The organism is Paracoccus cavernae, from assembly GCF_042430175.1.
GTDB classification, from domain to species: Bacteria; Pseudomonadota; Alphaproteobacteria; order Rhodobacterales; family Rhodobacteraceae; genus Paracoccus; species Paracoccus cavernae.
In genome coordinates this window covers 38,555-63,693 of sequence record NZ_JBHMDZ010000009.1, presented here as the reverse complement: position 1 = coordinate 63,693, position 25,139 = coordinate 38,555, and the positions used below count along the sequence as shown (strand labels likewise).

The 25,139-nt window shown below is 63.4% G+C and carries 23 protein-coding genes, 1 tRNA gene and 1 pseudogene; 11 read left to right on the top strand and 14 right to left on the bottom strand.

Translation table 11 applies throughout. The features are described from left to right. From trmD to ffh, 7 genes and pseudogenes are all read right to left on the bottom strand, one after another. Positions 1-930, bottom strand: a complete 930-nt coding sequence (trmD, locus tag ACFFUC_RS08755; protein ID WP_377685430.1) for a tRNA (guanosine(37)-N1)-methyltransferase TrmD — start codon at positions 928-930, stop codon at positions 1-3. Positions 931-934: 4 nt separating this feature from the next. Continuing rightward, positions 935-1,279 (bottom strand): hypothetical protein, encoded by a 345-nt coding sequence (locus ACFFUC_RS08750; RefSeq protein ID WP_377685428.1) that lies wholly within the window; start codon positions 1,277-1,279, stop codon positions 935-937. A gap of 116 nt (positions 1,280-1,395) precedes the next feature. Next, positions 1,396-1,878: pseudogene (gene rimM / locus ACFFUC_RS08745) on the bottom strand (ribosome maturation factor RimM); the annotation flags it as partial. Between the two features lies 1 nt (position 1,879). Further along, entirely contained in the window at positions 1,880-2,254 is a 375-nt protein-coding gene (gene rpsP / locus ACFFUC_RS08740) for a 30S ribosomal protein S16 (protein ID WP_377685426.1), read from the bottom strand. Between the two features lie 54 nt (positions 2,255-2,308). Further along, complete coding sequence (locus tag ACFFUC_RS08735; RefSeq protein WP_377685424.1) at positions 2,309-2,605, bottom strand: chorismate mutase; 297 nt, start codon at positions 2,603-2,605, stop codon at positions 2,309-2,311. Further along, on the bottom strand, positions 2,602-3,126 hold the full coding sequence (locus ACFFUC_RS08730; RefSeq protein WP_377685423.1) for a GNAT family N-acetyltransferase: 525 nt from the start codon (positions 3,124-3,126) through the stop codon (positions 2,602-2,604). The genes ACFFUC_RS08735 and ACFFUC_RS08730 overlap by 4 nt, the downstream gene beginning before the upstream one ends. A 3-nt stretch (positions 3,127-3,129) precedes the next feature. After that, the gene (ffh, locus tag ACFFUC_RS08725; RefSeq protein ID WP_377685421.1) at positions 3,130-4,629 is read right to left on the bottom strand and encodes a signal recognition particle protein; all 1,500 of its coding nucleotides are present in this window, start codon (positions 4,627-4,629) and stop codon (positions 3,130-3,132) included. A gap of 26 nt (positions 4,630-4,655) precedes the next feature. On the opposite strand from ffh, the gene ACFFUC_RS08720 reads away from it, so the two are divergent. Continuing rightward, positions 4,656-5,582, top strand: a complete 927-nt coding sequence (locus tag ACFFUC_RS08720) for a LysR substrate-binding domain-containing protein (protein WP_377685419.1) — start codon at positions 4,656-4,658, stop codon at positions 5,580-5,582. 156 nt (positions 5,583-5,738) lie between these two features. Beyond that, the gene (locus ACFFUC_RS08715; RefSeq protein WP_377685418.1) at positions 5,739-6,641 is read left to right on the top strand and encodes a DMT family transporter; all 903 of its coding nucleotides are present in this window, start codon (positions 5,739-5,741) and stop codon (positions 6,639-6,641) included. Positions 6,642-6,679: 38 nt separating this feature from the next. On the opposite strand, the gene ACFFUC_RS08710 is transcribed toward ACFFUC_RS08715, so the two are convergent. Beyond that, a complete protein-coding gene (locus ACFFUC_RS08710; RefSeq protein ID WP_377685416.1) occupies positions 6,680-8,638 on the bottom strand; it encodes a methylmalonyl-CoA mutase family protein in 1,959 nt (652 codons plus the stop codon). 548 nt (positions 8,639-9,186) lie between these two features. On the opposite strand from ACFFUC_RS08710, the gene ccrA reads away from it, so the two are divergent. After that, a complete protein-coding gene (gene ccrA / locus ACFFUC_RS08705) occupies positions 9,187-10,488 on the top strand; it encodes a crotonyl-CoA carboxylase/reductase (RefSeq protein ID WP_377685414.1) in 1,302 nt (433 codons plus the stop codon). An 85-nt stretch (positions 10,489-10,573) separates the two neighbouring features. On the opposite strand, the gene ACFFUC_RS08700 is transcribed toward ccrA, so the two are convergent. Further along, entirely contained in the window at positions 10,574-11,023 is a 450-nt protein-coding gene (locus tag ACFFUC_RS08700) for a type II toxin-antitoxin system RatA family toxin (protein ID WP_377685413.1), read from the bottom strand. A gap of 74 nt (positions 11,024-11,097) precedes the next feature. Between ACFFUC_RS08700 and ACFFUC_RS08695 the strand changes: the two genes are divergently transcribed. Further along, positions 11,098-11,286 (top strand): hypothetical protein, encoded by a 189-nt coding sequence (locus tag ACFFUC_RS08695; RefSeq protein ID WP_377685411.1) that lies wholly within the window; start codon positions 11,098-11,100, stop codon positions 11,284-11,286. A gap of 47 nt (positions 11,287-11,333) precedes the next feature. On the opposite strand, the gene ypfJ is transcribed toward ACFFUC_RS08695, so the two are convergent. Further along, on the bottom strand, positions 11,334-12,182 hold the full coding sequence (ypfJ, locus tag ACFFUC_RS08690) for a KPN_02809 family neutral zinc metallopeptidase (protein ID WP_377685409.1): 849 nt from the start codon (positions 12,180-12,182) through the stop codon (positions 11,334-11,336). 128 nt (positions 12,183-12,310) lie between these two features. Between ypfJ and ACFFUC_RS08685 the strand changes: the two genes are divergently transcribed. The 4 genes from ACFFUC_RS08685 (at position 12,311) to ACFFUC_RS08670 (ending at position 17,617) form a co-directional block, all read left to right on the top strand. After that, positions 12,311-12,907 (top strand): DedA family protein, encoded by a 597-nt coding sequence (locus tag ACFFUC_RS08685; protein WP_377685407.1) that lies wholly within the window; start codon positions 12,311-12,313, stop codon positions 12,905-12,907. A 114-nt stretch (positions 12,908-13,021) separates the two neighbouring features. Further along, entirely contained in the window at positions 13,022-13,498 is a 477-nt protein-coding gene (locus ACFFUC_RS08680) for a disulfide bond formation protein B (protein WP_377685405.1), read from the top strand. Positions 13,499-13,719: 221 nt separating this feature from the next. Further along, positions 13,720-16,476, top strand: coding sequence for a DNA gyrase subunit A (gene gyrA / locus ACFFUC_RS08675; RefSeq protein WP_377685403.1), 2,757 nt, complete (start codon positions 13,720-13,722; stop codon positions 16,474-16,476). Positions 16,477-16,513: 37 nt separating this feature from the next. After that, on the top strand, positions 16,514-17,617 hold the full coding sequence (locus ACFFUC_RS08670; RefSeq protein WP_377685401.1) for an AI-2E family transporter: 1,104 nt from the start codon (positions 16,514-16,516) through the stop codon (positions 17,615-17,617). Positions 17,618-17,670: 53 nt separating this feature from the next. Here ACFFUC_RS08670 and ACFFUC_RS08665 read toward each other — a convergent pair whose 3' ends face one another. From ACFFUC_RS08665 to ACFFUC_RS08650, 4 genes are all read right to left on the bottom strand, one after another. Further along, a complete protein-coding gene (locus ACFFUC_RS08665; protein ID WP_377685400.1) occupies positions 17,671-20,214 on the bottom strand; it encodes a DUF3772 domain-containing protein in 2,544 nt (847 codons plus the stop codon). Positions 20,215-20,220: 6 nt separating this feature from the next. Continuing rightward, complete coding sequence (locus ACFFUC_RS08660) at positions 20,221-21,252, bottom strand: cysteine synthase A (RefSeq protein ID WP_377685398.1); 1,032 nt, start codon at positions 21,250-21,252, stop codon at positions 20,221-20,223. Positions 21,253-21,335: 83 nt separating this feature from the next. Beyond that, complete coding sequence (locus ACFFUC_RS08655; protein ID WP_377685395.1) at positions 21,336-22,433, bottom strand: NUDIX domain-containing protein; 1,098 nt, start codon at positions 22,431-22,433, stop codon at positions 21,336-21,338. Then, a complete protein-coding gene (locus tag ACFFUC_RS08650; RefSeq protein WP_377685394.1) occupies positions 22,430-23,242 on the bottom strand; it encodes a hypothetical protein in 813 nt (270 codons plus the stop codon). The genes ACFFUC_RS08655 and ACFFUC_RS08650 overlap by 4 nt, the downstream gene beginning before the upstream one ends. 182 nt (positions 23,243-23,424) lie before the next feature. Between ACFFUC_RS08650 and ACFFUC_RS08645 the strand changes: the two genes are divergently transcribed. The 3 genes from ACFFUC_RS08645 (at position 23,425) to ACFFUC_RS08635 (ending at position 25,122) form a co-directional block, all read left to right on the top strand. Continuing rightward, positions 23,425-23,514 (top strand) — tRNA-Ser (locus ACFFUC_RS08645). Positions 23,515-23,911: 397 nt separating this feature from the next. Continuing rightward, entirely contained in the window at positions 23,912-24,487 is a 576-nt protein-coding gene (locus tag ACFFUC_RS08640; protein WP_377685392.1) for a 3'-5' exonuclease, read from the top strand. A gap of 89 nt (positions 24,488-24,576) precedes the next feature. Then, entirely contained in the window at positions 24,577-25,122 is a 546-nt protein-coding gene (locus tag ACFFUC_RS08635) for an alpha-ketoglutarate-dependent dioxygenase AlkB (RefSeq protein WP_377685391.1), read from the top strand. The last annotated feature ends 17 nt before the right edge of the window (positions 25,123-25,139 follow it).

Here is a 25,139-nt window from a genome sequence, read left to right as displayed (position 1 = left end):
TCAATCCTCTGTTTTCTCGCGGTAGCCCCGCGATTGGTCTGATGCGCCCGAGAGCTGTCGGTCCTTTGTCGGGTCCATATGGGGGGCCTTGCGGTCCTCATATGCCCGCCACAGGTCGGGGCGGCGTTCCTTTGTCAGCCTTACGGCCTGGTCCCTGCGCCATTTGGCAATGGCCGCGTGATTGCCGGAAAGAAGAACCTCCGGAATGTTGCGGCCTTCCCATTGGGCGGGCTTCGTATACTGGGGATGTTCAAGAAGGCCGTCGGAAAAGGATTCCTCGGCCAGAGATTCGTGATTCCCCAGCACGCGCGGTATAAGGCGAACCGTCGTGTCAATCAAGACCTGAGCGGCAAGCTCTCCGCCGGTCAGAATATAGTCGCCAATGCTGATTTCTTCGATGCCGTAGGCTTCGAGTACGCGCTCGTCCACGCCCTCGAACCGCCCGCAGATCAGGGTGATGCCGGGCCCTTGCGCCAATTCGCGCGCCCGCGCCTGCGTCAAGGGCTTGCCGCGCGGCGACATATAGACGACCGGCAGAGCCCGACCAAGCGGATCGGCCTGCGCCGCGCCAAGCGCGCGCGCCATGACATCGGCGCGGATCACCATCCCTGCCCCGCCGCCGGCCGGCGTGTCGTCGACATTGCGGTGCTTGCCCTCGCCGAAGTCGCGAAGCTGGAGCGTGCGCAGGTTCCACAGCCCCTCGTTCAGCGCCTTGCCGGTCAGCGACAAGCCGAGGATGCCCGGAAATGCCTCGGGGAAAAGCGTGATGATCTGGGCGGTCCATGCGCCATGAACCTCGCGCTCCTCGAAGAGGTCGCGCGGCTGGGCCGACACGCGCACATTCAGGCGGCCGTGGGATTTCGGTGCGGCACCGGCAGAAGCATCTGCGGCAGCGGTGGCGTCAGAGGGGGATTTCGGCGTCTCGGACATGGGATTACAGCTTGTCGGGATGGCGCAGCAGGCTGCCCGCCACGGTCATCAGAACGCCGAGGATCACCACCGCCAAAGGCGCCCAGAGCGCGATCTGCCAAGGGGTCTCGCCGACATAGGTCTTGCCGAGCCACCACAGGCCCATGGAAACCGCCCCCGCAACCAGCACGCCGATGGCGAGCTTGACCGGATCGGGCTGGAGGCCGCGGATTGCGAAACGCGGCAAAGCGCCTGCCAGCATGACCGGCGCGAAGACATAGGCATAGGGATCGCTCGCCCCCGACAGGCCCTGCAGCAGCGGGCCGAGCAGCATCAGGATGATGCCGATGCCGGTGAGCGTGCGCCGCATCAGGATTTGCCCGCGTTGAAGCCGGATTTCGCATTGGTCCGGAAACCGGATTTGCTGCCGGACTTGGGCGCCTGGTCCTGACCGCCCGCGGGTTCATCATCGCTCTCGCCATCCGCTTCCGGCGGATCCGCAACGATCCGGCCCGCCGCGATATCCACGGTCGGCACGAAAGCGCGGGTAAAGGGCAGCATCATCGGATGCGGGCCGGTAATATCGAGAATATCGCCTGCGCCGTGATCAAAAACCGCATGAACGCGGCCCAGAACGGTGCCGCCGGTATCGACGACCTCGAGCCCGATCAGATCGGTGTGATAGAATTCGTCATCAGGCAGGGACGGCAGCATCGAACGATCGACCCACAGCGTCACCCCCTTGAGCGCCTCGGCATCCTCGCGGGTCACAACCCCGTCAAGACGCGCGCCCAGACCACCCGTCACCGGGCGGGTCAGGCGGACGGAGAAACTCCGTCCGCCGTCTTCGGTCCACAGCGGGCCGTAAGTCGCGATATCGCTCGGGTCGGTGGTGAAGCTCTTCAGCCGCACCTCGCCCTGAACGCCGAAGGCGCCCGCAATCGCGCCGATACAAACCCGCTCGGTCATCTTATTCCGAAGCCGCTTCTTCGGCCGGAGCGTTTGCAGCAGCTTCACGAGCCGCACGCTTTTCGGCGCGGTCTTTTGCAGCTTTGCCCGGCTCGCCTTTTTTCAGGTTCTTGCGCTCGGTTTTCGGAGCAGCGCCGGCTGCTTCGAGGAAGCGTGCAACGCGGTCGGTCGGCTGTGCGCCCTGGCTCAGCCAGTACTGGACGCGCTCGAGGTTCAGCTTGACGCGGTCTTCCGAATCTTTCGGCAGCAGCGGGTTGTAGGTGCCCAGCTTCTCGAGGAAGCGGCCGTCACGCGGCATGCGCGCATCGGTTGCGACGACTGCATAGTGCGGACGCTTTTTCGAGCCACCACGGGCCAGACGGATCTTCATTGCCATTGGAGTTCTCCTTTTAATGGCGGGTTGGGCGGAGGCCTATTCGGGCAACCCGCCTTATTTCTGGTGTTGAACGTGATGCCGGATGACTTCCGAAATCACGAAGTTCAGGAATTTGCGCGCGAATTCCGGGTCGAGATCGGCCTCGCGCGCGAGGCGTTCCAGCCGCTCGATCTGCTGCGATTCACGCGCAGGATCCGAGGGCGGAAGTTCGTGTTCGGCCTTGAGGCGGCCGACGGATTGGGTGTGTTTGAACCGCTCGGCCAAGGTATAGACCAAGATCGCATCCAGCCGGTCGATCGACTGGCGGTGCTCTTTCAACAGGGCTGCGGCGCGGGTCACGGCGTCGGTCATGCGATGTCCTTGGGATGGCGGTAAATCATGCAGGGCTCGCCGCGCAGCAGGAAATCCTCGCGCTCGATCACGGCACCCAGACGCTCGGCCAGACGGCGCGAGCCGTGGTTCTCGGGGGCGATCAGCGAAATCAGCGGTCCCAGCCCCATGCGGTTCTGCGCAAGATTGCGCGCAGCCAGAGCCGCTTCATAGGCGATGCCCTTGCCTTCGAACCCGTCATAGAGATGCCAGCCGAGTTCGGGCTCGGGCCAATCGACATGGTGACCCACGCCGACACGGCCCGCGACGGCGCCCGTGGCTTTCTCTTCGATCATCCACCAGCCGAAACCGCGCGCGACCCAATGCCCCATCAGGATCATCAGCGCGTTCCACGAGCCTACATCATCCATCGGACCGCCGACGAAGCGCGAGCGCTCCGAGGCACCAAAGGCCGTGATCGCGGCGAGATCCGACAAACGCGGCTCCCGCAGGATCAGCCGTTCGGTTTCGATCACCGGAACTGTGACGCGCAGCTCGGCCATCGGTTACTTCTTCTTCCCGAAGAGGCCCGATAGGCCGCCAGGCAGCCCCATCCCGCCCAATTGCCCGCCAAGACCCTTGGGATCTTGCAGCATCTTGGTTGCTTCGGCCATTTTCTCGGGGTCGACATTGGCCATATCGGGCAGACCGCCGCCTTTGCCGGTCATGGCGCGCATGGCCTGCTTGAGCATGCCGCCCTTCCCCATTTTCCCGAGTTTCTTCATGGTATCAGCCATTTGCTTCTGCATCTTGAGAAGCTTGTTCAGCTCGGAGACCTCCATCCCCGCGCCGGCTGCGATGCGGCGCTTGCGGCTCGCCTGCAGCAGATCGGGATTGGCGCGCTCTTTCTTGGTCATCGAGTTGATCAGCGCGAGCTGCTGGCGGATGGCGCGGTCGTCGAAGCCAGCGGCCTCGGCCTGTTTCGCCATTTTGCCCATGCCCGGCATCATGCCCATGATCGACTGCATGCCGCCCATTTTCAGCATCTGTTCGAGCTGGCTTTTCAGGTCGTTCATGTTGAACAGACCCTTCTGGAAGCGCTTCATCATGCGCTCGGCCTGCTCGACCTCGAGCACTTCCTGCGCTTTTTCGACGAGGGCCACGATATCGCCCATGCCGAGGATGCGGCCCGCAACGCGGTGCGCGTCAAAAACTTCGAGCGCATCGACTTTTTCGCCCAGACCGACGAAACGGATCGGCTTGCCGGTCACCGCGCGCATCGAAAGCGCCGCACCGCCACGGCCGTCGCCGTCCATACGGGTCAGGACGACGCCGGTGATCCCGACCTTGCCGTCGAATTCGGTTGCGACGTTCACCGCATCCTGACCGGTCAGGCCGTCCACAACCAACAGGGTCTCGCGCGGCTGGGCCACATCGCGGACCGCCTGAACCTCGTCCATCAGCACCTGATCGATGTGCAGACGACCGGCGGTATCGAGAATATAGACGTCATAGCCGCCAAGGGTCGCTTGCTGCTTGGCGCGTTTGGCGATCTGGACCGCATTCTCTCCCGCGATGATCGGCAGGGTATCGACGCCGATCTGCGTCCCGAGAATGGCCAGCTGCTCCATTGCGGCCGGACGGTTGGTATCGAGAGAGGCCAGAAGAACGCGCTTTTTCTCGCGGTCCTTCAGACGCTTTGCAAGCTTCGCCGTGGTCGTCGTCTTGCCCGAGCCCTGAAGGCCGACCATCAGGATCGGTGCGGGCGGGTTGTCGATGCGCAGAGCCTCGGGCTCGCCTTCGCCCTGCAGGACCTTGATCAGCTCGTCATGGACGATCTTGACGACCTGCTGGCCGGGCGTGATCGATTTGGTCACGGCCGAGCCGGTGGCCTTGGCCGTCACGGTCTTGACGAACTGGCGGGCAACCGGCAGCGAAACGTCGGCTTCCAGCAAAGCCACGCGCACTTCGCGCATCGCGGCGGCAACGTCATCCTCGGAAAGCGCGCCCTGCTTTGTCAGCCGGTCAAAGACGCCGCCAAGGCGATCGGACAGGTTCTCAAACATCGGCAGCCCTCCTGTGGCCCAAAGCAGTGACGCCCCCGTGGGCGCAACGCGCTGACGGGGGGCGATCCCCGACAAAACGGGGACCGGAAGGACAGCCTTCCGGGAGAATCTTGGAGGGAATAAAATGGGAGAGGCCGGAAAGTCAAGGCAAAGTGACGATTTTACGTCCCTGCCGCCCAACCCGCTGCGCAAGGAACCTGCCCGTCGCAGCTCGGGGCCAGCCTGCCGTTAAGCGGATTTTCACTTCTCTATGGCAGAGTTCGGGCGTGAAAGAAACGGCAAGGCGGCAGAATGACAAACAAAGCGGGACCGGATTGAGGGGCGAGCCGGAAAGCCAGTCCCCCTGCGGCGAAGTCATCGTGAAGTCCGTTCCGATGATTGCCGATTATGTCGTACCGCTGATCGGCGGGCTGGAAAACCAGTGCTCGGACCTCTCGCTGCGCTTCGTCTCGAGCCCCGAGCTCGAGAGCATCACACCACTGACCCCAACCCTCCATATCCGCGCGGGCACCCGACCAGCGGGCGAGGCGCTTTTCGTCAAGCCGCTCGGCACGCTCCATTTCGGGCTTTATGGCGCGGCCAACTATGTCGCCCGCCTTGGCCTGCCGCAGGGCTACGACGACCTCGGGCGCTTCGGCTTTGTCGTCCACGACCGCGCATGGAACCGCGTCCCGTGGGAGAAATGGCTGGTGGCGCATTACCCCCAAGCGCATATCTTTCTTTACAGCGATTGCGAGAATGCGCACCGCGTGGCGATCAGTTCGGGCCATTGTCTGGGCTTTCTGCCCTCTTCGGCGCTGCTCAACTTCCCCAATCTGGTCGAGGTTCTGCCGCCCCACCCCGAATGGAGCGCCCCGATGTGGCTGGCCACCCATGCCGAGACGATGCGCAAACCGCATCTCGCCAATATCACCCAAAGCATCGGCGAGCGGCTGGCGCGGGTCTGGGCGTGAGCGGCCCGTCAGACGCGCCGCGGTCGCGGTGCGCGGAAAGATCGTTCCGGGGCTGGCACTTGCGCGCGGCTTCGGCCAGAAAGGAGCTGCGCCATCGGCTTCGATCCGCCCCGAACGGCGCGAGCGACGGCACGCCCATTGCAGCCGAGGCCATCCATGACCGCTCAATCCCGCACCATTCAAAGCGAGCCGCTCAAGGGCCATCTCGCCATGCTGATCTTTTCGATCATGGTCGCGGGCTCGTTTTCCTTTGGTGTCAGGGCCGCCAATCTGATTGATCCCGGTGCGATAACGGCGGCGCGTTTCGCGATTGCGGCGGGGCTGATCGGCGGCTTTGCGGCCGCCATGCCGCAAGGGATCCCCCGCACGGCCTTTCGTTCGCCGTGGCGCTATGTGCTTTTGGGCGCGATTTTCGCGGCCTATTTCGTCTTGATGTTCGAGGGGCTCAAGACCGCCGCCGCCGTTCCCGCCGCCGCGGTCTTTACCCTGACGCCGATCATGTCGGCAGGATTCGGCTGGCTGTTGCTGCGCCAGAAGCTGACCGGCCAGATCGCGATCTCGCTGGCCCTTGGGGGGATTGGCGCGCTTTGGGTGATTTTTCGCGGCGATATCGGCCAGCTCATGCGCCTGCAGATCGGCAAAGGCGAAGCGATCTATCTGCTCGGCTGCGCCTTCCACGCCTTTTACACGCCGCTGGTGCGCCGCCTCAATCGCGGGGAAAGCGCGCTTGTCTTCAGCTTCGGAGCGCTTTTGGCCGGCATGATCGTGCTCGGCATTCTGGAATGGCCGGTGATCCGCGCGACCGATTGGCTGAACCTGCCCGCCATCGTGTGGTGGACGATCCTCTATACGGCGGTGTTCGCGACCGGGATCACCTTCGTTCTGGTGCAATATGCCACGCTGCGCCTGCCTTCGGCCAAGGTCATGGCCTATACCTATCTCACGCCGACATGGGTCATCCTGCTCGAGGCGGCACTGGGGCAAGGCATGCCCGGTCTGATCATTCTGCCGGGTATCATCGCCACCATTGCGGCCCTCGCGCTGCTTTTGCGCGAGTGACGCCTCCGGCGGGGGTATTTGCGTGACAGAGAAAGCGCCTAGGCCGGTAGGGGCTCGGGTTCCACGAGGGCCACGATATCCATCATGATGCGGTTCAGTTCGAAGTCCTTGGGCGTATAGACACGCGAGACCCCCATTGCGCGCAATCTTGTCGCATCCTCGTCGGGGATGATGCCTCCGATCACCACCGGCACATCGCCGAGACCCGCCGCCTGCATCCGCTGCATGGTTTCCTCGATCAGGGGCAGATGCGAGCCCGAGAGGATCGAGAGGCCGACGACATGCGCACTGTTTTCGCGCGCGCTGGCCACAATCTGTTCGGGCGTAAGGCGGATGCCGTCATAGGTGATGTCCATGCCGCAATCGCGGGCACGGAAGGCGATTTGCTCGGCTCCGTTGGAATGCCCGTCGAGACCGGGCTTGCCGACAATGAATTTGAGCCGCCGCCCGAGACGCCGGCTGACCGCATCGACGGCCTCGCGGATCGGCTCGAGGCCGTCGGTGTGGTTCGAGGGGCTGGCGGAAACGCCGGTCGGGCCGCGGTACTCACCGTGGACCGCGCGCATGACGCCCGCCCATTCGCCGGTCGTGGCCCCCGCTTTGGCCGCGGCAATCGAGGCGGGCATGATATTCGCGCCCCTCCGCGCAGCCTCGCGAAGCGCATCCAGCGCGGCGCCGACGGCCCCGTTGTCACGCTCGCGTCGCCATGCTTCGAGCCGCGCGATCTGTTCGGCCTCGACGCCCTGATCGACGGTCATGATGCCGCCGTCTCCTGCGGTCAGCGGCGAAGGCTCGCCCTGTTGCCAGCGGTTGACGCCGACCACGACGGTCTCGGCGGTCTCGATCCGCCCGAGACGGGCGGCATTGGCCTCGACCAGACGGCCCTTCATATAGTCGATCGCCGCAATCGCGCCGCCCATCCCGTCGAGAAGCGCAAGCTCGCTGCGCGCGCCGGCCTTAAGGGCCTCGACCTTGGCCGCAATGGCGGGGTTGCCGTCGAAAAGGTCGCCATATTCCAGCAAATCGGTCTCGTAGGCGAGGATCTGCTGCATGCGGAGCGACCATTGCTGGTCCCAAGGCCGCGGCAGACCGAGAGCCTCGTTCCAGGCGGGAAGCTGGACCGCGCGGGCGCGCGCATTCTTGGACAGGGTCACCGCCAGCATTTCCAAAAGGATGCGGTAGACGTTGTTTTCGGGCTGCTGCTCGGTCAGGCCGAGCGAATTGACTTGAACGCCATAGCGGAAACGGCGGAATTTCTCCTCCTCGATCCCGTAGCGTTCGCGTGTGATCTCGTCCCAAAGCTCTGTAAAGGCGCGCATTTTGCAGAGCTCAGTGACAAAGCGGATGCCGGCGTTCACGAAGAAGCTGATGCGGCCGACCATCGCGGGGAAATCACTTGCAGCCACCTTGCCGCGCAGATCGTCGAGCACCGCGATCGCGGTCGCCAGCGCATAGGCCAGCTCTTGTTCGGGCGTCGCTCCGGCCTCTTGCAGGTGGTAGGAGCACACATTCATCGGGTTCCATTTCGGCAGATGCTGCGCGGTATAGGCGGCAACGTCCGTGATCATGGCGAGCGAGGGCTGCGGCGGGCAGATATAGGTCCCGCGCGAGAGATATTCCTTGACCAGATCGTTCTGGACCGTGCCCTGCAGCTTGGCGACATCCGCCCCCTGCTCTTCCGCCGCCGCGATATAGAGTGCCAGCAACCAGGGCGCGGTCGCATTGATCGTCATCGAGGTGTTCATTTGCTCGAGCGGGATCTGGTCGAAAAGCGCCCGCATATCGCCGAGATGACCGATCGGCACGCCGACCTTGCCGACCTCGCCCCGCGCCAGAACGTGGTCGCTGTCATAGCCGGTCTGGGTCGGCAGATCGAAGGCCACAGAAAGCCCCGTCTGCCCCTTGGACAGGTTCATGCGGTACAGTTCGTTCGACTTTTTCGCGGTGGAATGGCCCGCATAGGTACGGAAGAGCCAGGGCTTGTCTTTCTCGGTCATCCAAACGCTCTCGCAACAATATTACAGTTGAGCAATCGTTACGGAAACAATCATACCCTGTCAATTCGCCGCGTTGCAGAATTTGCGATCCCTCTCGCAAATGCGAAATCGCACGGAGGTTGCAGGGCTTGGCACGACTCCATTTCGCGCGAGTGACCAGCAATGGTTGGGATTTGCCGGTAGCGCGCATCCTCCGCTCCGCCCTCGGGGACGGGAATCGCAACGGAGAGAGGGCCTGCCGGATCTGCTCGCTTTCGGCCCATTTTGCACCTGCCTCGGCTTCCATCGGTCCCTAGGCGCATTTTTTTTCGCATGCGCAGCATCAGTGGGGTATCATCTCCACAAGGCCCCGCCTTCTCCGGTCAAACATCTATAATTTAACGGGATTTCAAAGAAACACACCAAAGCGGAGGCGTCGGACCTCGCGCAACAAAATAACCAATGCGACACATTGTTTCAATTTCACAGTTTCTTTGGTTGCATTGTTTCAACGCCAATCGTAATTCATGTCTTATTCGCCGATTCTGCAACGCGGCAAGGAGATTGAGATGGCTCTGGACCAACCCGCCCCGATCGCGGCCTATGATGCGCCGGAAAAGGACCTCTACGAGATCGGCGAAATGCCGCCCCTCGGTTATGTTCCGAAATCGATGTATGCTTGGGCGATCCGCCGCGAGCGTCACGGCAATCCCGACAAGGCCATGCTGGTCGAAGTCGTCGAGACCCCGAGCATCGACAGCAACGAGGTTCTGGTGCTCGTGATGGCGGCGGGCGTGAACTATAACGGGATCTGGGCCGGTCTCGGCGTTCCGATCAGCCCGTTCGACAGCCATCACCAGCCCTATCACATTGCCGGTTCGGATGCCTCGGGGATCATCTGGGCGGTCGGCGACAAGGTGAAGAACTGGAAGGTCGGCGACGAGGTCGTCATCCACTGCAACCAGGACGACGGCAACGACGAGGAATGCAACGGCGGCGATCCGATGTATTCGCCGAGCCAGCGCATCTGGGGCTACGAAACGCCCGACGGCTCCTTCGCGCAGTTTACCCGCGTTCAGGCCCAGCAGCTCATGCGCCGCCCCCAGCATCTGACCTGGGAGGAATCGGCCTGCTATACGCTCACGCTGGCAACCGCATACCGCATGCTTTTCGGCCACGAACCGCACGAGCTGAAACCCGGCATGAACGTGCTGGTCTGGGGCGCATCGGGCGGGCTGGGGTCTTTCGCGATCCAGTTGATCAATGCGGCGGGTGCCAATGCGATCGGGGTTATCTCGGACGAGGACAAGCGCGAGTTCGTCATGGGGCTTGGCGCGCGCGGCGTCATCAACCGCAAGGATTTCAAATGCTGGGGCCAGCTGCCGACGGTCAATACGCCCGAATACAAGGTCTGGTTCGACGAGGTCCGTAAATTCGGCAAGGCGATCTGGGACATCACCGGCAAGGGCAACAATGTCGACATCGTCTTTGAGCATCCCGGCGAGGCGACCTTCCCCGTCTCGACCTTCGTGTGCAAAAAGGGCGGCATGGTCGTGATCTGCGCCGGCACCTCGGGCTTCAACTGCACCTTCGACGTGCGTTATATGTGGATGCACCAAAAGCGCCTTCAGGGCTCGCATTTCGCCCATCTCAAGCAGGCGTCGGCCGCCAACAAGCTGATGCTCGAGCGCCGGATCGATCCCTGCATGTCGGAGGTCTTCCCTTGGGCGGAAATCCCGCAGGCCCATACCAAGATGCTCAACAACGAGCACAAACCGGGCAATATGGCGGTGCTGGTCCAGTCGCCCCATACCGGCATCCGCACCTTCGAGGATGCGCTGGAGGCGAGCCGCGCCAAGGGTCGGTTCTGAATTAACTTTTGCCAACAACCGTTTGGCAGACAAAAGAAAGGGCGGCATTGCCGCCCTTTTCCATGGGATCGTCTTTGCTTCGGGTTCAGCCGTATAGCGTGCGGGCGCGATCCTCGAAGGCGCGGACGATGCGCGACATGGCCTCGCCGAAGACGACGCCGATCAGCTTGCCCAGAATGACGCTTTTGAATTCGAAATCGACGAAGAATTCGACCTTGCAGCCGCCCTCGGGCAGATCCTCGAAGGTCCAGCCGCTGCGCAGATAGCGAAACGGCCCGTCGAGATATTCTGTATCAATGCGCAGATCCGCGGGCCAGAGCGTGACGCGGCTGCCGAAACGCTCGCGCATCACCTTGAAGGAGATGACCAGATCGGCCTCGATCACTTCGGAACCGTCGGGGTGCGCCTCGCGCGAGCGGATGCGGGCGGCGCTGTTCCACGGCAGGAATTTCGGATAACTCTCCACATCCGCCACCAGATCATACATCTGACGGGCGGCATAGGGCAGGATGCGGCTATCGCTATGATGTGGCAAAGCTTTGTTATCCGTCGCTATCGTATTATCTGGGTCTTGCTGTCTGGCGGCACTCCTAACAGGGGAGAGGGGCAATGAACAACCTCAACTGGCTTATTCGCGCCTCGCGCTGGGTCCGAAATCCGCCGAGCGAAAAGCGGGTCATTCTGGTTTTCTCGGTCATTGCCATCGGTCTCGCGATTGCGGGGCTCGAATATTTCGGATTCTGGCCCGATTGGGCCACGCTCGAGCGCCCGCCGCGCGGCCCGCATCTGCCGCGCTGAAACGGGTTCGGGACCGGATCGGGCCGGATTGCGGTGTCGGGCGAGGCTTAAAGCCCCGCCTCACCAAAGGTATTGCACTGACCCATTTGGCCGGTCTTGAAGCCGCGGGTGAACCAGGTCTGGCGGTCCTCGGCCGAGCCGTGGGTAAAGCTGTCGGGCATCGGCGTGCGCCCTGCCTGCTTCATCAGGACATCATCGCCTACCGCACCGGCCGCGCGGATCGCCTCGCGGATATCGCCTTCGTCGATCGTGCCGAACTGGTCGCTGGCCTGCCGCGCCCAGATACCGGCGAAGCAGTCGGCCTGCAGCTCGGTCAGGACCGAGAGGTAGTTCGAGTCGCTTTGGCTGGCGCGCGCGCGTGTCTGGTTCACCTGGCCCAGAACCCCGATCAGGTTCTGGATATGGTGACCGACCTCGTGGGCGATCACATAGGCATAGGCGAAATCGCCGCCCGCATTCATCTTGCCCTGCATGATCTGGAAGAAGTCGGTATCGAGATAAAGCTTATGGTCGCCCGGACAATAGAACGGCCCCATTGCCGCCGACGCGCCGCCGCAAGCCGATTGCACCGCGCCCGAGAACAGGACCAGCGTCGGATCCTTGTAGGCCATCCCCGCCTGTTCGGGCAGAACCCGCGCCCAGACCTCTTCGGTATCGGCCAGAACGACCGAGACGAACTGCCCGATTTCCTGCTCCTGCTGGCTCAGCGGGCGCGTCTCACCGGATTGTGTTCCCTGATCCACCGCACCGACCAGAGGCGAGATATCGACCCCGAAGAAATAGCCGACGGCCAAGACCACCAGCATCCCCACGACCCCGACACCGCCAACGCCTGCTGCGCTCCTGCCGCGCCTGTCATCGACATTGCGGCTTCCCCGACGTCCTCGCCATTCCATTCAAAGCCACTCCTTAGCCATGGGTTTTCCGCACAGTGACCCTAATCATCATCGCAATCAACGCCCTGCGAGACTTGACAGTTCCGCGGCCACAGACCAGCAAATGCACAGGCAAATGAGGAAAAGACATGTTCGACTGGATCACCTCGACGATTGATCACTGGGGCTATCCCGGCATCTTCTTCCTGATGGTCGCCGAAAACGTCTTTCCGCCGATTCCCTCCGAGCTGATCATGCCGCTGGCCGGCTTTCTCGCGGGATCGGGCAAGTTGAACCTGTGGCTGACGATCCTTGCGGGCACGGCCGGATCGGTCCTCGGCACCACGATGTGGTATTACATCGGCCTGTGGATCGGCGAGGCGCGGCTCAAGCGTTGGGCCGCAAAACACGGCCGGCTGATGACCGTCTCGCCCGCGGATATCGACACCGCGCACCGCTGGTTCGACCGTTACGGCGTGCTTGCCGTGCTGCTCGGGCGCATGTTGCCGACGATCCGGACGCTGATCTCGGTGCCGGCGGGTTTCGTGCGCATGCCCTTGCCGCGCTTTCTGGTCTACACCACCATCGGCAGCGCGCTCTGGACCAGCATTCTGACCATTGCAGGCTATCTGATGCAGAGCCAATATGCGCTGGTCGCCGATTGGGTCGACCCGCTGTCGAAGGTCATCGTGGCGCTGGTCGTGGTTGTCTATCTCTACCGTGTCTTTACATGGAAGCCGCATTAACCCCCCTCGCCCTTTCCCGTTTTACGCCGTCTCCGTGCAATCAAGTCCCACCTGCCCCAACATCCGCCCCATCGCGCACCACAGCGCCGATCATCTGAAATGGAAGCCCATGCCATGACGCATCTGAGCAATCGACAATTGGCAGGCCTTGCCGGGCTGGGATCGGCGGGTCTTCTGCTGGCCGCACTGACCTTTCAACATTTCGGCTATGCGCCTTGCGAGCTGTGCATCCTGCAACGCTGGCCCCATCTGGCGGCAGCCGTCATCGGTCTGGCGGTCTGGGCTTTCGGCTGGGCCCGCGCGCTGGCGGTCCTCGGCCTGCTCGCCGCACTGGCGGCGACGGCTTTCGCGATTTTCCATGCCGGCGTCGAGCTGAAATACTGGGAGGGACCCGCACATTGTTCGGGCGGGATCTCCAATCTGGCGCAGCTTTCGACCAATGACCTGATGGCGCAGCTCAAGGCCGCGCCGGTGGTGCGCTGCGACGAGGTTTCCTGGAGCCTGCTCGGCCTCTCGATGGCGGGCTGGAATGCGGTTTGTTCGGCGGTTTTGTCGCTGCTCTGGGCCGTCTCGGCCTTTCGCCGCGCCTGAGATCCTTCCGCTTGCGCCCCCGATCGCGGGCCGCAAGCGGGAATTTGTCCGGCCCGAGCCCGATCCCGAGCGGATCACTGCCCGATCCCGCGCAATCGGACCGCCGCAAGGCCGCTTTCATCAAGATAATCCGGCATAATCGGTGCGAAAGCCCCCGCCGCGATTGCACCCAAGGTCAGTGGGCGGTATACCATGACACAACAATATCTTGAGGCGATCACGTGTCAGACACTCCGGAAAACGACAACGACGACAACATCGAAACCGCTGCATCGACGCAGGACGACGCCGCGCGCGAGGTGATGGCGCATGACGGGCCGGTGGTGAGCATCTCGGACGAGATGCGCACGGCCTATCTCGACTATGCGATGTCGGTCATCGTCAGCCGCGCCATCCCCGATCTGCGCGACGGGCTGAAGCCGGTGCACCGCCGCATCCTTTTCGCGATGCACGAGACCGGCAACACGCATGACAAATCCTATCGCAAATCGGCCCGTCCGGTCGGCGATGTCATGGGTAAGTACCACCCCCACGGCGATGCCGCGATTTATGACGCGCTGGTGCGCATGGCGCAGGACTTCTCGATGTCCCTGCCGCTTCTGGACGGTCAGGGCAACTTCGGCTCGATGGACGGCGACAGCCCTGCGGCCATGCGCTACACGGAAGTGCGCATGGACAAGCCCGCAGCCTATCTGCTGGCCGATATCGAAAAAGACACGGTCGCTTTTCAGGACAACTACGACGGCAAGGACCGCGAGCCGACGGTTCTGCCGGCGCGCTATCCCAACATGCTCGTCAACGGCGCGGGCGGCATCGCCGTCGGCATGGCCACGAACATTCCGCCCCACAACCTCGGCGAGGTCATCGACGCGACCCTCGCGCTGATCGAGGATCCCGATCTGACGGTCGAGCGGCTGATGGAATATGTCCCCGCCCCCGACTTCCCGACGGGCGGCATCATCCTTGGCCGCTCGGGGGCGCGCAAAGCCTATATCGAGGGTCGCGGCTCGGTCATCATCCGCGCCAAAACGCGGATCGAACAGGGCCGCAACGGCCGCGAGTCGATCATCATCGACGAGATCCCCTATCAGGTGAACAAGGCGACGATGATCGAAAAGATCGCCGAACTCGCCAAGGAAAAGAAGATCGAGGGCATCGCCCATGTGCAGGATGAATCCGACCGGATCGGCGTGCGCGTGGTGGTCGAGCTCAAGCGTGACGCGACCGCCGAGGTCGTGCTGAACCAGCTGTTCCGCTTTACGCCCATGCAAACGAGCTTCGGCGCGAACATGCTGGCGCTCAACGGCGGCCGCCCCGAGCAGCTGACCTTGCGCGATTTCCTCGTCTACTTCCTCGCCTTCCGCGAAGAGGTCGTCGCCCGCCGCACGGCTTACGAGTTGCGCAAGGCGCGCGAGCGCAGCCATATCCTCTGCGGTCTGGCCGTGGCGGTTTCCAATGTCGATGAAGTCGTGGCCACCATCCGCGCCTCGGCGGATGCGGCGCAAGCGCGCGAGCGTCTGATGGAGCGCCGCTGGCCTGCCGAAGAGATCATCGAATATCTGCGCCTGATCGACGATCCGATGCATCCGGTCAACGACGACGGCACCTACAACCTCTCGGAAACCCAAGCCCGCGCCATTCTGGAACTGCGCCTGCAGCGCCTGACCCAGCTCGGCGTCAAGGAAGTCACCGACGAGCTGCAGGAGCTGGCCGATGCGATCCGCGAATATCTCGCGATCCTCGCCTCGCGCGAGCGTATCCTCGAGATCATTGCCGGCGAGTTGCGTGAAGTGAAACAGCTTTTCGCCGTGCCGCGTCGTACCGAGATCACCGATTGGTCCGGCGATATGGACGACGAGGATCTGATCGAGCGCGAGGATATGGTCGTGACCATCACCTCGGGCGGCTATATCAAGCGCACCGCGCTGGCCGAGTTCCGCTCGCAGCGCCGCGGCGGAAAGGGCCTGTCGAGCATGGCCACCAAAGAGGACGACCTCGTCACCACCCTCTTTGTCGCCAATACCCATACCGAGCTGTTGTTCTTCACCACCGACGGCATGGTTTACCGCCTGAAAACCTGGCGTCTGCCGCTGGGTGGCCGGACCGCCAAGGGCAAGGCAATCGTCAATATCCTGCCGATCGATCCGGGTGTTTCGATCGCGGCGCTGATGCCGGTCGATGCACCGGAAGCCGATTGGGACAATTACCAGACGATCTTCGCGACCTCCGAAGGCGATGTCCGCCGCAACGCCCTGTCCGATTTCACCAATGTGAAATCGAACGGCAAGATCGCGATGAAGCTGCCCGAAGGCGTCGAGCTGATCGGCGTGCGCATGGCGACGGAAACCGACGACGTGATGCTGGTCACGGCATTCGGCCGCGCGATCCGCTTCCCGACAACCGATGTGCGTGTCTTCAAGGGCCGCGATTCGACCGGCGTGCGCGGCATCCGGCTGTCGGAAGGCGACAAAGTCGTCTCGATGTCGGTCATCCGCCACTTCGAGGCCGATCCCGCCGAACGCGCCGCCTATCTCAAGATGCGCCGCGCCGTCGAAGGGGCGCTCGATGACGGGGCCGAAAGCGACGAGGACGACGAGACCGTCGAGGGCAACATCACGCAGGAACGCTATGCCGAAATGTCGGCGGCGGAAGATGCGATCCTGACCATTACCGCACGCGGTTCGGGCAAGATCTCGTCGAGCCACGATTATCCGGTGCGCGGTCGCGGCGGTCAGGGCGTCATGGCCATGGACAAAGCGATGCGCGGCGGGCCTCTGGTCGCCTCCTTCCCTGTCGAGCGTGACGACCAGATCATGCTTGCCACCTCGACCGGCCAATCGATCCGCGTCGCGGTCGACGGCATCAGCTTCCGCTCGCGTTCGGCCGGGGGCGTGCGCGTCTTCAATACCGGCGCCGGCGAAGAGGTGGTTTCGGTTGCCCGTATCGCGGAAAGCGGTGAGGATGACGCCGAAGAGTAAGGCCGCATAGGTATTTGGGTCAGAGCGAGGGCGAAGGGTGGAACCACGCGAAGCGGTACTGCGCGAGCGGTTGCAAACGGGTTTTCTGGGCATTGTCGCCTTCGCTTTGATCCTCTTCCTGCTGGTGCAGGCGAAATTCCTGCTGATCACGCTGTCCATCGCGATCATCATCTTTTCGCTGACCTCGGATGCGATCCATGCCATCGCCAAGCTGAAAGTGCCCACATGGTTCGCGACCATCGCGGCCTTGTTGGCGCTGAGCATCTTTCTGCTCTGGCTGGTTGCGACCATCGTCAGCCAGGTCAACGAGATCGTCTCGACCTCGATTTCCTATGCCGAGCGGGTCCAAAGCCTCGTGCCCGAACTGACCGACTGGATGGGCCCCAATGCCCAGACCGCGGTCGAGAGCTTTTTCAGCAGCATCAACGTCACCGGCTGGATCCGGCAGGTCGCGGCGCAGGCCTCGAACCTCTTTTCCGGCGTGGTGATGATCCTGCTTTACGTCGGCTTCATGTTCTCGGAGCGGATCTGGTTTCCGGTCAAGATCGAGCGCCTGACCGGCGATCCCGACAAGGCGCGCAAGGTGCGCGCGATCATTTCCTCGATCATGCGCAGCGTGAACCGCTATCTGGTGATCAAGGCGCTGGTCAGCGCGCTGACGGCCGCTTTGGTCTGGCTGATTTTCTGGACGGCGGGCCTCGATCTGGCGGGACCGATCGCGATGATCACCTTCATTTTGAACTTCATCCCGACCATCGGCTCAATCATTGCAACCGTTGTCGCGGTGCTTCTGGCGCTGGTCCAGACCGGCGATGTCCCCGAGACCGTGGTCATCGGACTGGCCTGCACCTGCGTCCATTTCCTCATCGGCAATATCCTCGACCCGATGCTTTTGGGCCAGACCTTGCGGATGTCCTCTTTCGGGATCGTGCTGTCCCTCGCGGTCTGGGGTGCGGTTTGGGGCCTGCCGGGGATGTTTCTTTCGGTGCCGATCATGGCCGCAATCATGATCATCTGCGCCCATATCCCCTGGCTCAGGCCGGTGGCCGTCCTGCTCTCGCGCGAGGGGTTCGCCGATGACGGGCTCGAGGGCGACGATTATCTTCTGGACGAAGAGCCCGCCCCGCGCCAAGAGGCATAGGGGCGGAGCCGTCACGGCGCACGGCAGGCCGGAGCCCGCCGTTTCACCGCATCCTAGTTGCGCTCGAACTGCTCGCCGTAGCCGCTCGTCCCGCTGTCGCCGTCATCACCGTCATCATCACCATCGTCGCGGCCTTTCGCGATTTTGGCATCATCGTCCAGCGGACGCAGGCCAATGGTGCGCGGATCCATCGGCGGCTGTTGCGGGCCCGGATCGGGCGAGAGCGGCGCGGCCTTGCGCGGCGGGTTCTGCGCGGCGGTCGGGTTCAGCGTTTCGGCATTGCGCAGCCAGATGTCGCGCTGCGGAAAGGGCAGTTCGATTTCCTCTTCCGCAAAGCGGCGCGCGATCTGGTGGTTGATCTCGGAGATCACGCCGGTCCCGCCGTTCACGTCCGAGACAATGGCGCGGATCTCGAAATTCATGCTGTCGGCCCCGAAACCGCGGAAGATGATCGCGGGCGGCGGGGTGATCAGCACGGTCGGCTGGTCCTCGGCGATTTCCTTGAGCACGCGCTCGACCTTGCGGGTATCGGTGCCGTAAGCCACGCCCACCGGCACGATCACGCGACCCGAGAGGTTGTTGCGCGTCCAGTTGGTCACCGACTGGCTGACGAAATCCGAGTTCGGAACGATGACCTCGGTCCGGTCGAAGGTCTGGATATGGGTCGAGCGCACCGAGATGCGTTTGACGATCCCCTGTTTGCCGCCGACCTCGATCCAGTCGCCGACGGTAATCGGGCGCTCGATCAGCAAGATGATGCCCGAGACGAAGTTCGACACGATGTTCTGGAGGCCGAAACCGATACCGACCGAGAGCGCACCGGCAAAGAGCGCGAGCGACGACAGGTCGATCCCCGCGCTGGTCACGGCCAGCATCAGCGCAATCATGATGCCCACATAGCCCAGGCCCGAAACGATCGCGTTCTGCCCGCCCGCGTCGATCTTGGTCTTGGGCAGAATGGTCGTGCGCAACGCGCCCTGCACGAAGCGTGTGACCCAATAGCCTACCGCGAAGATCACGAGGAAGGCGAGGATCCGCGTCGGCGACAGGCGCACGCCTCCGAAGGCGACGCCCTGTTTGAGCTGCGACCAGAGCTCGCTCAGCTCGCTGCTGCGCGCGCCCCAAATCAGCGCGAAGAGCGGCAGCGAGGCGATAACCAGCGCTATCCCCACCAGCACCGGCATGAGAGAATCGCGCGCCGCGCTGTCGCCACCCTTGGCCATCGCGTAAAGATCGGCGATGAAATCCTGCAGGAGGATCAAAAAGCCCACGAGGCCGATGGTCATGACGGTCGGCCAAAGGATCGCATTCGCGCCCGCCGTATAGCCGATCAGCGCCGCCAGCGCCGAAAAGATCGCGATCAGACGCCCGATCGATCCAAAGATCGCCATGATGCGGACGCGGTAGGCGGGGTTTTCTGCGTTGTCTTGTTGCGGCAACTGGCGCAGGACATCGCTCAGCCGGAACAGGAAAAGCGCGCCGAGCAAAATAACAGGCAGGTGCCAGATAGCGGCCGAAGCATCGGAAATCTGGAGCGGCACCCGCCCCTCCGGCCCCGGTTGGTTGAGAAAGCCCGACAGCGGCAGGACGGCCGAGCCGAAGATCTGGTGCAATGCCAGAGACGCGGAAAGCGCCACGCCGTAGCGGCGGCCATGCAGCCGCGCCTTGTCCGATACCGGCAAGCAGGTCGAAATATCGTCTTGCGGCGAGGGGAAAATCCTGCGGCTCAGCCAGACGCCTGCGAAAAACGCGAGCCCCGCCGCCGGTAGCGTCATGATGAGCGGCCGCCCCCACGCGCCGAACAATCCCGTGACCAATAGCGCGATGACCAAAAGCACGACGCCCAGCAGCGGCACGAAGATCTGGCCGAGCGAGACCGCGAAAACCAGCGTCGCCCGTGTCCGGTCGCTGACCCGCGCCGAAAGCCGCATCGGCAGCGAATCGATCCATCTGCGGCCCTTGGTCAGCAGCAAAAGCGCCGCCAGTAGGACGCCCGCGACCTTGGGCAACCATTCGCGCGCCCCGCTCCAACCGCCCTGATTGGCCAGACGGGCGGAGACCTCGCCCACCAGACCCGCAGCCAGCTTGTAGCCGTCCTGAAGCGCCGGCCCCCAATTGGCGGGGTTGAGCGGGCTCGGGGCGATGCGCAGGAGGGCGCTGGTCTGGCGGTCGCGCTGGAAGCGGTCGATCTGCTGGATCACGCCATCGGCGCGGCCATAGGCCTCGACGGCGGCAAGCCCGGGGGCCTGCAATTCCGACATCTGCGCGCCCAGCTCCTTGCGCCGCGCCGCAATATCTTCGGATTCGGTCGCCCCTTCGGCGGGGGGCGGCCCCAAAGCCGCGATCTGGTCGCGCAGCGTGGCGATCCGCGTCGCATTGGTGCCTTCGGCCGCGCGGAAACTATCGCGCCACTTCACCACCTCAGCGCGGATCGCATCCAGACGCGCATCATTGGCCTGTCCCGATTGCAGGATCTGCTCGGCCTGTCCGGCGAGCTTTTCCCAAGCGGCGTAATCGGGCTGGGGTGCCTCTTGCGCTGCGGCAAAGCCGGTCAGCGCCAGAAAGACGGTCAGGGTCAGGGCAATCAGGTGGCGCATGGGAGATTAGTCTTCGTAAACGGTCGGAAGATCGGCCGGCGCGCGGTCGAGCCATTCGGGAACCGGCAGGCTCAGCGCGCGCAGGAAATCGGGGTTGAAAAGCTTGCTTTGATAGCGCGTGCCGGAATCGCACAGCGCGGTGACGATCGTATGGCCCGGCCCCATCTCGCGCGCCATGCGGATCGCGCCGGCAACGTTGATCCCCGACGAGCCGCCAAGGCAGAGCCCCTCGTGTTCGAGCAGATCGAAGATGACCGGCAGCGCCTCGCTATCGGGGATGCGGTAGCTGAAATCGGGGGTGAAGCCTTCGAGGTTGCGCGTGATGCGCCCCTGCCCGATCCCTTCGGTGATCGACGAGCCGGGGCTTTCGAGCTTGCCGGTCGTGTAGAAGGAATGGAGCGCCGCGCCTTCGGGGTCGGCCAGACCGATCTTTACGCCCTTGGGCTGGAGCGCCATCGCAACCCCCGCAAGCGTCCCGCCCGAGCCGACCGCACAAATGAACCCGTCGACCTTGCCGCCGGTCTGCTCCCAGATCTCGGGGCCGGTCGTCTCGATATGGGCCTGACGGTTGGCGGTATTGTCGAACTGGTCGGCCCAGATCGCGCCATGAGGCTCGGTCTGCGCAAGCTTTTCGGCCAGACGGCCCGAATAGCGCACATAGCTGTTGGGGTCGCGGTAGGGCGCGGCGGGGATCTGGACAAGCTCGGCACCAGCAAGGCGCAGCATGTCCTTTTTCTCCTGACTCTGGGTCTCGGGGATGACGATGACCGAGCGGAAGCCCATCGAGGCCCCGACCAGCGCAAGGCCGATGCCGGTATTGCCTGCCGTACCTTCGACGATCGTGCCGCCGGGCTGCAGCGTGCCGCGCGCGATCGCGTCACGAATGATGAACAAAGCGGCGCGGTCCTTGATCGACTGGCCGGGGTTCATGAATTCGGCCTTGCCCAGGATCGTGCATCCGGTGATTTCCGAGGCATGACGCAGCTTGATCAGCGGCGTGTTTCCGATGGAGGAGGCAAGATCAGGGCAAATACGCATGAGCAGGGCCTTTCGCGTTGAACTGTATGTCTGTTTATACGCCGCCCGCAGCGAGCGACAAGTCCAACCGCCCTAAACACGACTTATCCTAGCGTGTATTCTTTGCGCATCCGGTCGGCCTCTGCCTGAAGCCAAAGCGCGAGGACCAGCAGCGGCCCGTTTCGGATCTTGCCCTGCCGCAACATACGCTCAAGCTCGGCCCGCTCGACCAGATGCGAGCGGATGTCTTCGGCTTCGGCCTCGAGCCCGCCCAGCCCTTCCGATCCGTCGGGCAGATCGGCGATGCCGATGTAAAGATAGAGCATTTCGGCGGTCGCGCCGGGGCTGGCGTAATGATGGGGCGCGGGGATCAATTGCCCGAGAGCGACGCCCGCCTCCTCCTGCGCCTCGCGGCGCGCGGCATCTTTGGGTGCCTCAAGCTGGTCGATCCGGCCCGCGACAGCCTCGTAGAGCCAGGGCTCGCGGTCGCCGCGCAGGGCGGGCGCGACGCGGAACTGGTCGATCAGCATAACGCGGTCGCGCACGGGGTCCCACGGCAGAACGACCACCGCATCGCCCGAGACGAAAACCGCGCGTTCCAGCACCTCCGACCAGCCGCCGGAGTAAAGCCTGTGGCGCAACCTGACATCCTCGACTGCGAAGAAATGCGCATAGGGCTCGGATCGATCGAGGATTTCGAAACGTGCACCGCCCGCCTTCTCCGCAGCCGGTCCGATCACCGCCTGTTCCTCTCGCTCGGCCCGCATTCGGGCCGCGACCCAGTCGCCGATCCGCGGCAAACGCGCGCGAATGGCCGACGCAGGGCGTGCCGGATCAAGCGCAAGGAGCGCCCGCGCCATGGCGGCGCCATATTCGGCGGGCCAATCGCCCGTTCCATCGCGTTGCGCCCCCACATTGGCGCAGGCATCGTCATCCGCCAGTGTTACGCCCAGCACTTCGCGGCCATCGAGCGGGATCGGCGACAGATCCATGATCTCCGCGTAACGGCACAAGGCGGGTTGCCAGTCGACCGCCACCGCCGCCAGGGGCTCGGGACCCGCGCAGAAAACCGGCCAGCCGTCCGCAACGATTCCCGCCTTCGCGCCGCCATAGAGGCGCCCCGTCATCGGCACCGCCGTCCCTTCGAGCCCCAATGCGTCGAGCATCTGCGGGCTGGCCAACGGCCCTGTCAAAACAATCATAGATCCGCCTCGGCAAGCTGACCGGCCGACATCACGCCGGTCTCATAGGCGATACGCGCGAAGATCCCGTCGAAAGCCGCGCCAAGCGCATCGGCCAAAGCCGACGCCTCGCGCGAACCAACGAAGGTGGTCAGATCCTCGAGCTCCGCCTCGCTCAAAGGGCTATAGGCCAGATAGAGCATGGCCTGAACCCACCGTGTGATATTATCGCGGATTTCAGGCTCCTGCGCCCAGGCCTCGCTGGTCATGTCCTCGACGGGAACCTCGATTTCGCTGACATCGGCAAAGCCGCGGCTCGAGGCGATAATGGCGTTCAGACTACCCGCGACATTGGCATCGACCACATCGGTCACCGCCATGATCCGGTCGATCCGTTCAAGCCGGAGGTTGCCGGTTTCGGCCGCCTGCTCTGCCGCCTCCATCGCGGCATCGCGCGCATCGGGCGCGATCATCGCGAGGCGCGCCGAAAGCTCGAGCTGGACGACGCGCTTGCCCAAATCTGTGTGGTAAAACAGCAAAGCCTTGCGGATCTGCGCCGGATCGACACGACCGAGCGCAACCGGAAGCTCGATCGCCATCAGCCGCGAAAGCCGGTCGGGATCGTTGATCCGCGCGATATTGGCGCGCCATGCCGTCTGCTGGTCAGGCGGAATCGCGCCGAGATCCTCCGAGGCCTGCGCCACTGCCTCTTGCGACATGACCGAAACCAGCTCGTCGAGCATCAACAAACGCGTGACCTCTCCGGTCAAAATACGACCGTCCTGCGCCACAGGTGCCGCATCGACGGGGGCGGCAAAAGCCGGCGGCATGATTCCCCCGATAAGGGCGTCAAAACCGCCCACAGTAAAAAGTGCAACTATAACAGTCGCTTTTGTACAATTAACCAACGAGTAAAAACTTTCTTTCATCTTTTTTAGAGTTTCTCGTTCAACCCCTCTTGCGCTTCCATATTCACACAGCTAAATGCCCCTCACCACACCAAAAAAAGCGCGGAGAGGTGCCGGAGTGGTCGAACGGGGCGGTCTCGAAAACCGTTGAGCCTGCAAGGGTTCCGTGGGTTCGAATCCCACCCTCTCCGCCAATTTTCCCAATCGGCAAAAGAATAACCAGACAGGTCCTAACGGCCGGTTAACGTTTTCTGTTGTGAATGGCGGTTCTGCGTCCGATCCTGGCGCGCGAAACACCAACGCTACCGTTTCCCTCCCTCCCATCTGTCACTACCCCAAGCAGCGCAGTCGTACGCTGGTGCGGATCCGTCTGGTTTCGACGCACCGGCCCGAAGCCGTTTGCGCAATTTTTTGCACCCCTGAACGCGTCCCGTTTACCGCGATCGCGCCGTTCGGGATTCGCCCGAAGCCTTTCCCAATCCGACAGCCATGTCCTCTGTGCAAGCGGCGCCTTCTGCCCTGCCCCTGTTAAGGCGGAATTTCCTTCCTATCTCCTAGGGCGTCGTTCCTGTTTGGTTAACCAGAGCCGCCATGTTTGTTTTTCTTGATTTTGAAGCCTCCTCCCTCGCGAAAGACAGCTACCCGATCGAGGTCGGCTGGGTGTTCGAGGACGGTCGCTCTGGCGGGATGCTGATCCGTCCCGCGCCGGAGTGGAGCGATTGGGACATGCGCGCTCAGGCCGTACACCAGATCGATCGTGCAACCCTCCTGCGCGACGGGACCCCGCATGGGGCGGTGGCGGCGCATTTGGTCGAGATGATGGAGGGGCATGCGCTTTTCGCCAGCGCTCCCTCATGGGACGGCAAATGGTTGAGCGTGCTGCTGCGCACCGCCGGATTGCCGCGCCATAGCCTGCGCCTGCGCGACACCGATCTGGCTTGCCGCGAAACGGCAGGCGCGATTCTCGGCCCCGTCCTTCCGGCCGATGCGCTCGAAGCCGAAATCGACGCGATTCTGAAAGCCGTCGACGAGGCCCGCACCACCGTTCCTCCTGCGCACCGCGCCCTCGCCGATGCCGAGGGAGAGCGCGACCGCTGGCTGCAGGTCCGCGACGAGGCGCAAAAGCGCATCCACAGCCTCTCGCCCGAAGGCCGCGTCAGGTCCTGACGGAAAAAGCCCCTTAATCTTGCCGATATCCGCAAGACGGGCGGCAGCAGTCCCGCCCGCCCCGTCACGCCCGAAAGCAAAGGGATACCATGTCCGATCTCTTCGATACCCCGCCCTTGCCCGGCCTCGCGACCCGTGCCGATCTCGTCACGCGCGAGGAAGAACAGGCCCTGATTGCCGCAATCGACGGCGCGGGCCTGACGCCGTTCCAGTTTCACGGCTGGGAGGGCAAACGCCTGACCACGGTTTTCGGGTCGAAGGACGATGCGGCCAAAGGTGCGCGCCCCATCCCCGACTGGCTCTTGCCTTTGCGCGCGCGGCTTGCCGAATGGGGCGGGCTTGCTCCCTCGCAATTGGTGCAGGCGCTTCTGATCCGCTATGATCCGGGCGCAGGCATCGGTTGGCATCGCGACAATGCGGGCTTTGATCAGGTCTTCGGCCTCTCGCTTGGCGCAGCGGCCGATATGCGGTTCCGCCGCAGACGCGAAAGCGGCGGCTTCATGCGCGTCACGGTCCCGCTCGAGCCGCGCGGGGCCTATCACATGACGGGGCAGTCCCGCTATGATTGGGAGCATTCCATCACCGAGATGGACAGGACGCGCTGGTCGATCACCTTCCGCACGCCCGCGCCCTGATCCTTCGCACCCTTGAC

Coding starts and splice junctions, on each gene's coding strand:
- trmD (WP_377685430.1), bottom strand. CDS start 930: ATGTCCGAGACGCCGAAATCCCCCTCTGACGCCACCGCTGCCGCAGAT.
- ACFFUC_RS08750 (WP_377685428.1), bottom strand. CDS start 1,279: ATGCGGCGCACGCTCACCGGCATCGGCATCATCCTGATGCTGCTCGGC.
- rpsP (WP_377685426.1), bottom strand. CDS start 2,254: ATGGCAATGAAGATCCGTCTGGCCCGTGGTGGCTCGAAAAAGCGTCCG.
- ACFFUC_RS08735 (WP_377685424.1), bottom strand. CDS start 2,605: ATGACCGACGCCGTGACCCGCGCCGCAGCCCTGTTGAAAGAGCACCGC.
- ACFFUC_RS08730 (WP_377685423.1), bottom strand. CDS start 3,126: ATGGCCGAGCTGCGCGTCACAGTTCCGGTGATCGAAACCGAACGGCTG.
- ffh (WP_377685421.1), bottom strand. CDS start 4,629: ATGTTTGAGAACCTGTCCGATCGCCTTGGCGGCGTCTTTGACCGGCTG.
- ACFFUC_RS08715 (WP_377685418.1), top strand. CDS start 5,739: ATGACCGCTCAATCCCGCACCATTCAAAGCGAGCCGCTCAAGGGCCAT.
- ACFFUC_RS08710 (WP_377685416.1), bottom strand. CDS start 8,638: ATGACCGAGAAAGACAAGCCCTGGCTCTTCCGTACCTATGCGGGCCAT.
- ccrA (WP_377685414.1), top strand. CDS start 9,187: ATGGCTCTGGACCAACCCGCCCCGATCGCGGCCTATGATGCGCCGGAA.
- ACFFUC_RS08695 (WP_377685411.1), top strand. CDS start 11,098: ATGAACAACCTCAACTGGCTTATTCGCGCCTCGCGCTGGGTCCGAAAT.
- ypfJ (WP_377685409.1), bottom strand. CDS start 12,182: ATGGAATGGCGAGGACGTCGGGGAAGCCGCAATGTCGATGACAGGCGC.
- ACFFUC_RS08685 (WP_377685407.1), top strand. CDS start 12,311: ATGTTCGACTGGATCACCTCGACGATTGATCACTGGGGCTATCCCGGC.
- ACFFUC_RS08680 (WP_377685405.1), top strand. CDS start 13,022: ATGACGCATCTGAGCAATCGACAATTGGCAGGCCTTGCCGGGCTGGGA.
- ACFFUC_RS08665 (WP_377685400.1), bottom strand. CDS start 20,214: ATGCGCCACCTGATTGCCCTGACCCTGACCGTCTTTCTGGCGCTGACC.
- ACFFUC_RS08660 (WP_377685398.1), bottom strand. CDS start 21,252: ATGCGTATTTGCCCTGATCTTGCCTCCTCCATCGGAAACACGCCGCTG.
- ACFFUC_RS08655 (WP_377685395.1), bottom strand. CDS start 22,433: ATGATTGTTTTGACAGGGCCGTTGGCCAGCCCGCAGATGCTCGACGCA.
- ACFFUC_RS08650 (WP_377685394.1), bottom strand. CDS start 23,242: ATGCCGCCGGCTTTTGCCGCCCCCGTCGATGCGGCACCTGTGGCGCAG.
- ACFFUC_RS08640 (WP_377685392.1), top strand. CDS start 23,912: ATGTTTGTTTTTCTTGATTTTGAAGCCTCCTCCCTCGCGAAAGACAGC.
- ACFFUC_RS08635 (WP_377685391.1), top strand. CDS start 24,577: ATGTCCGATCTCTTCGATACCCCGCCCTTGCCCGGCCTCGCGACCCGT.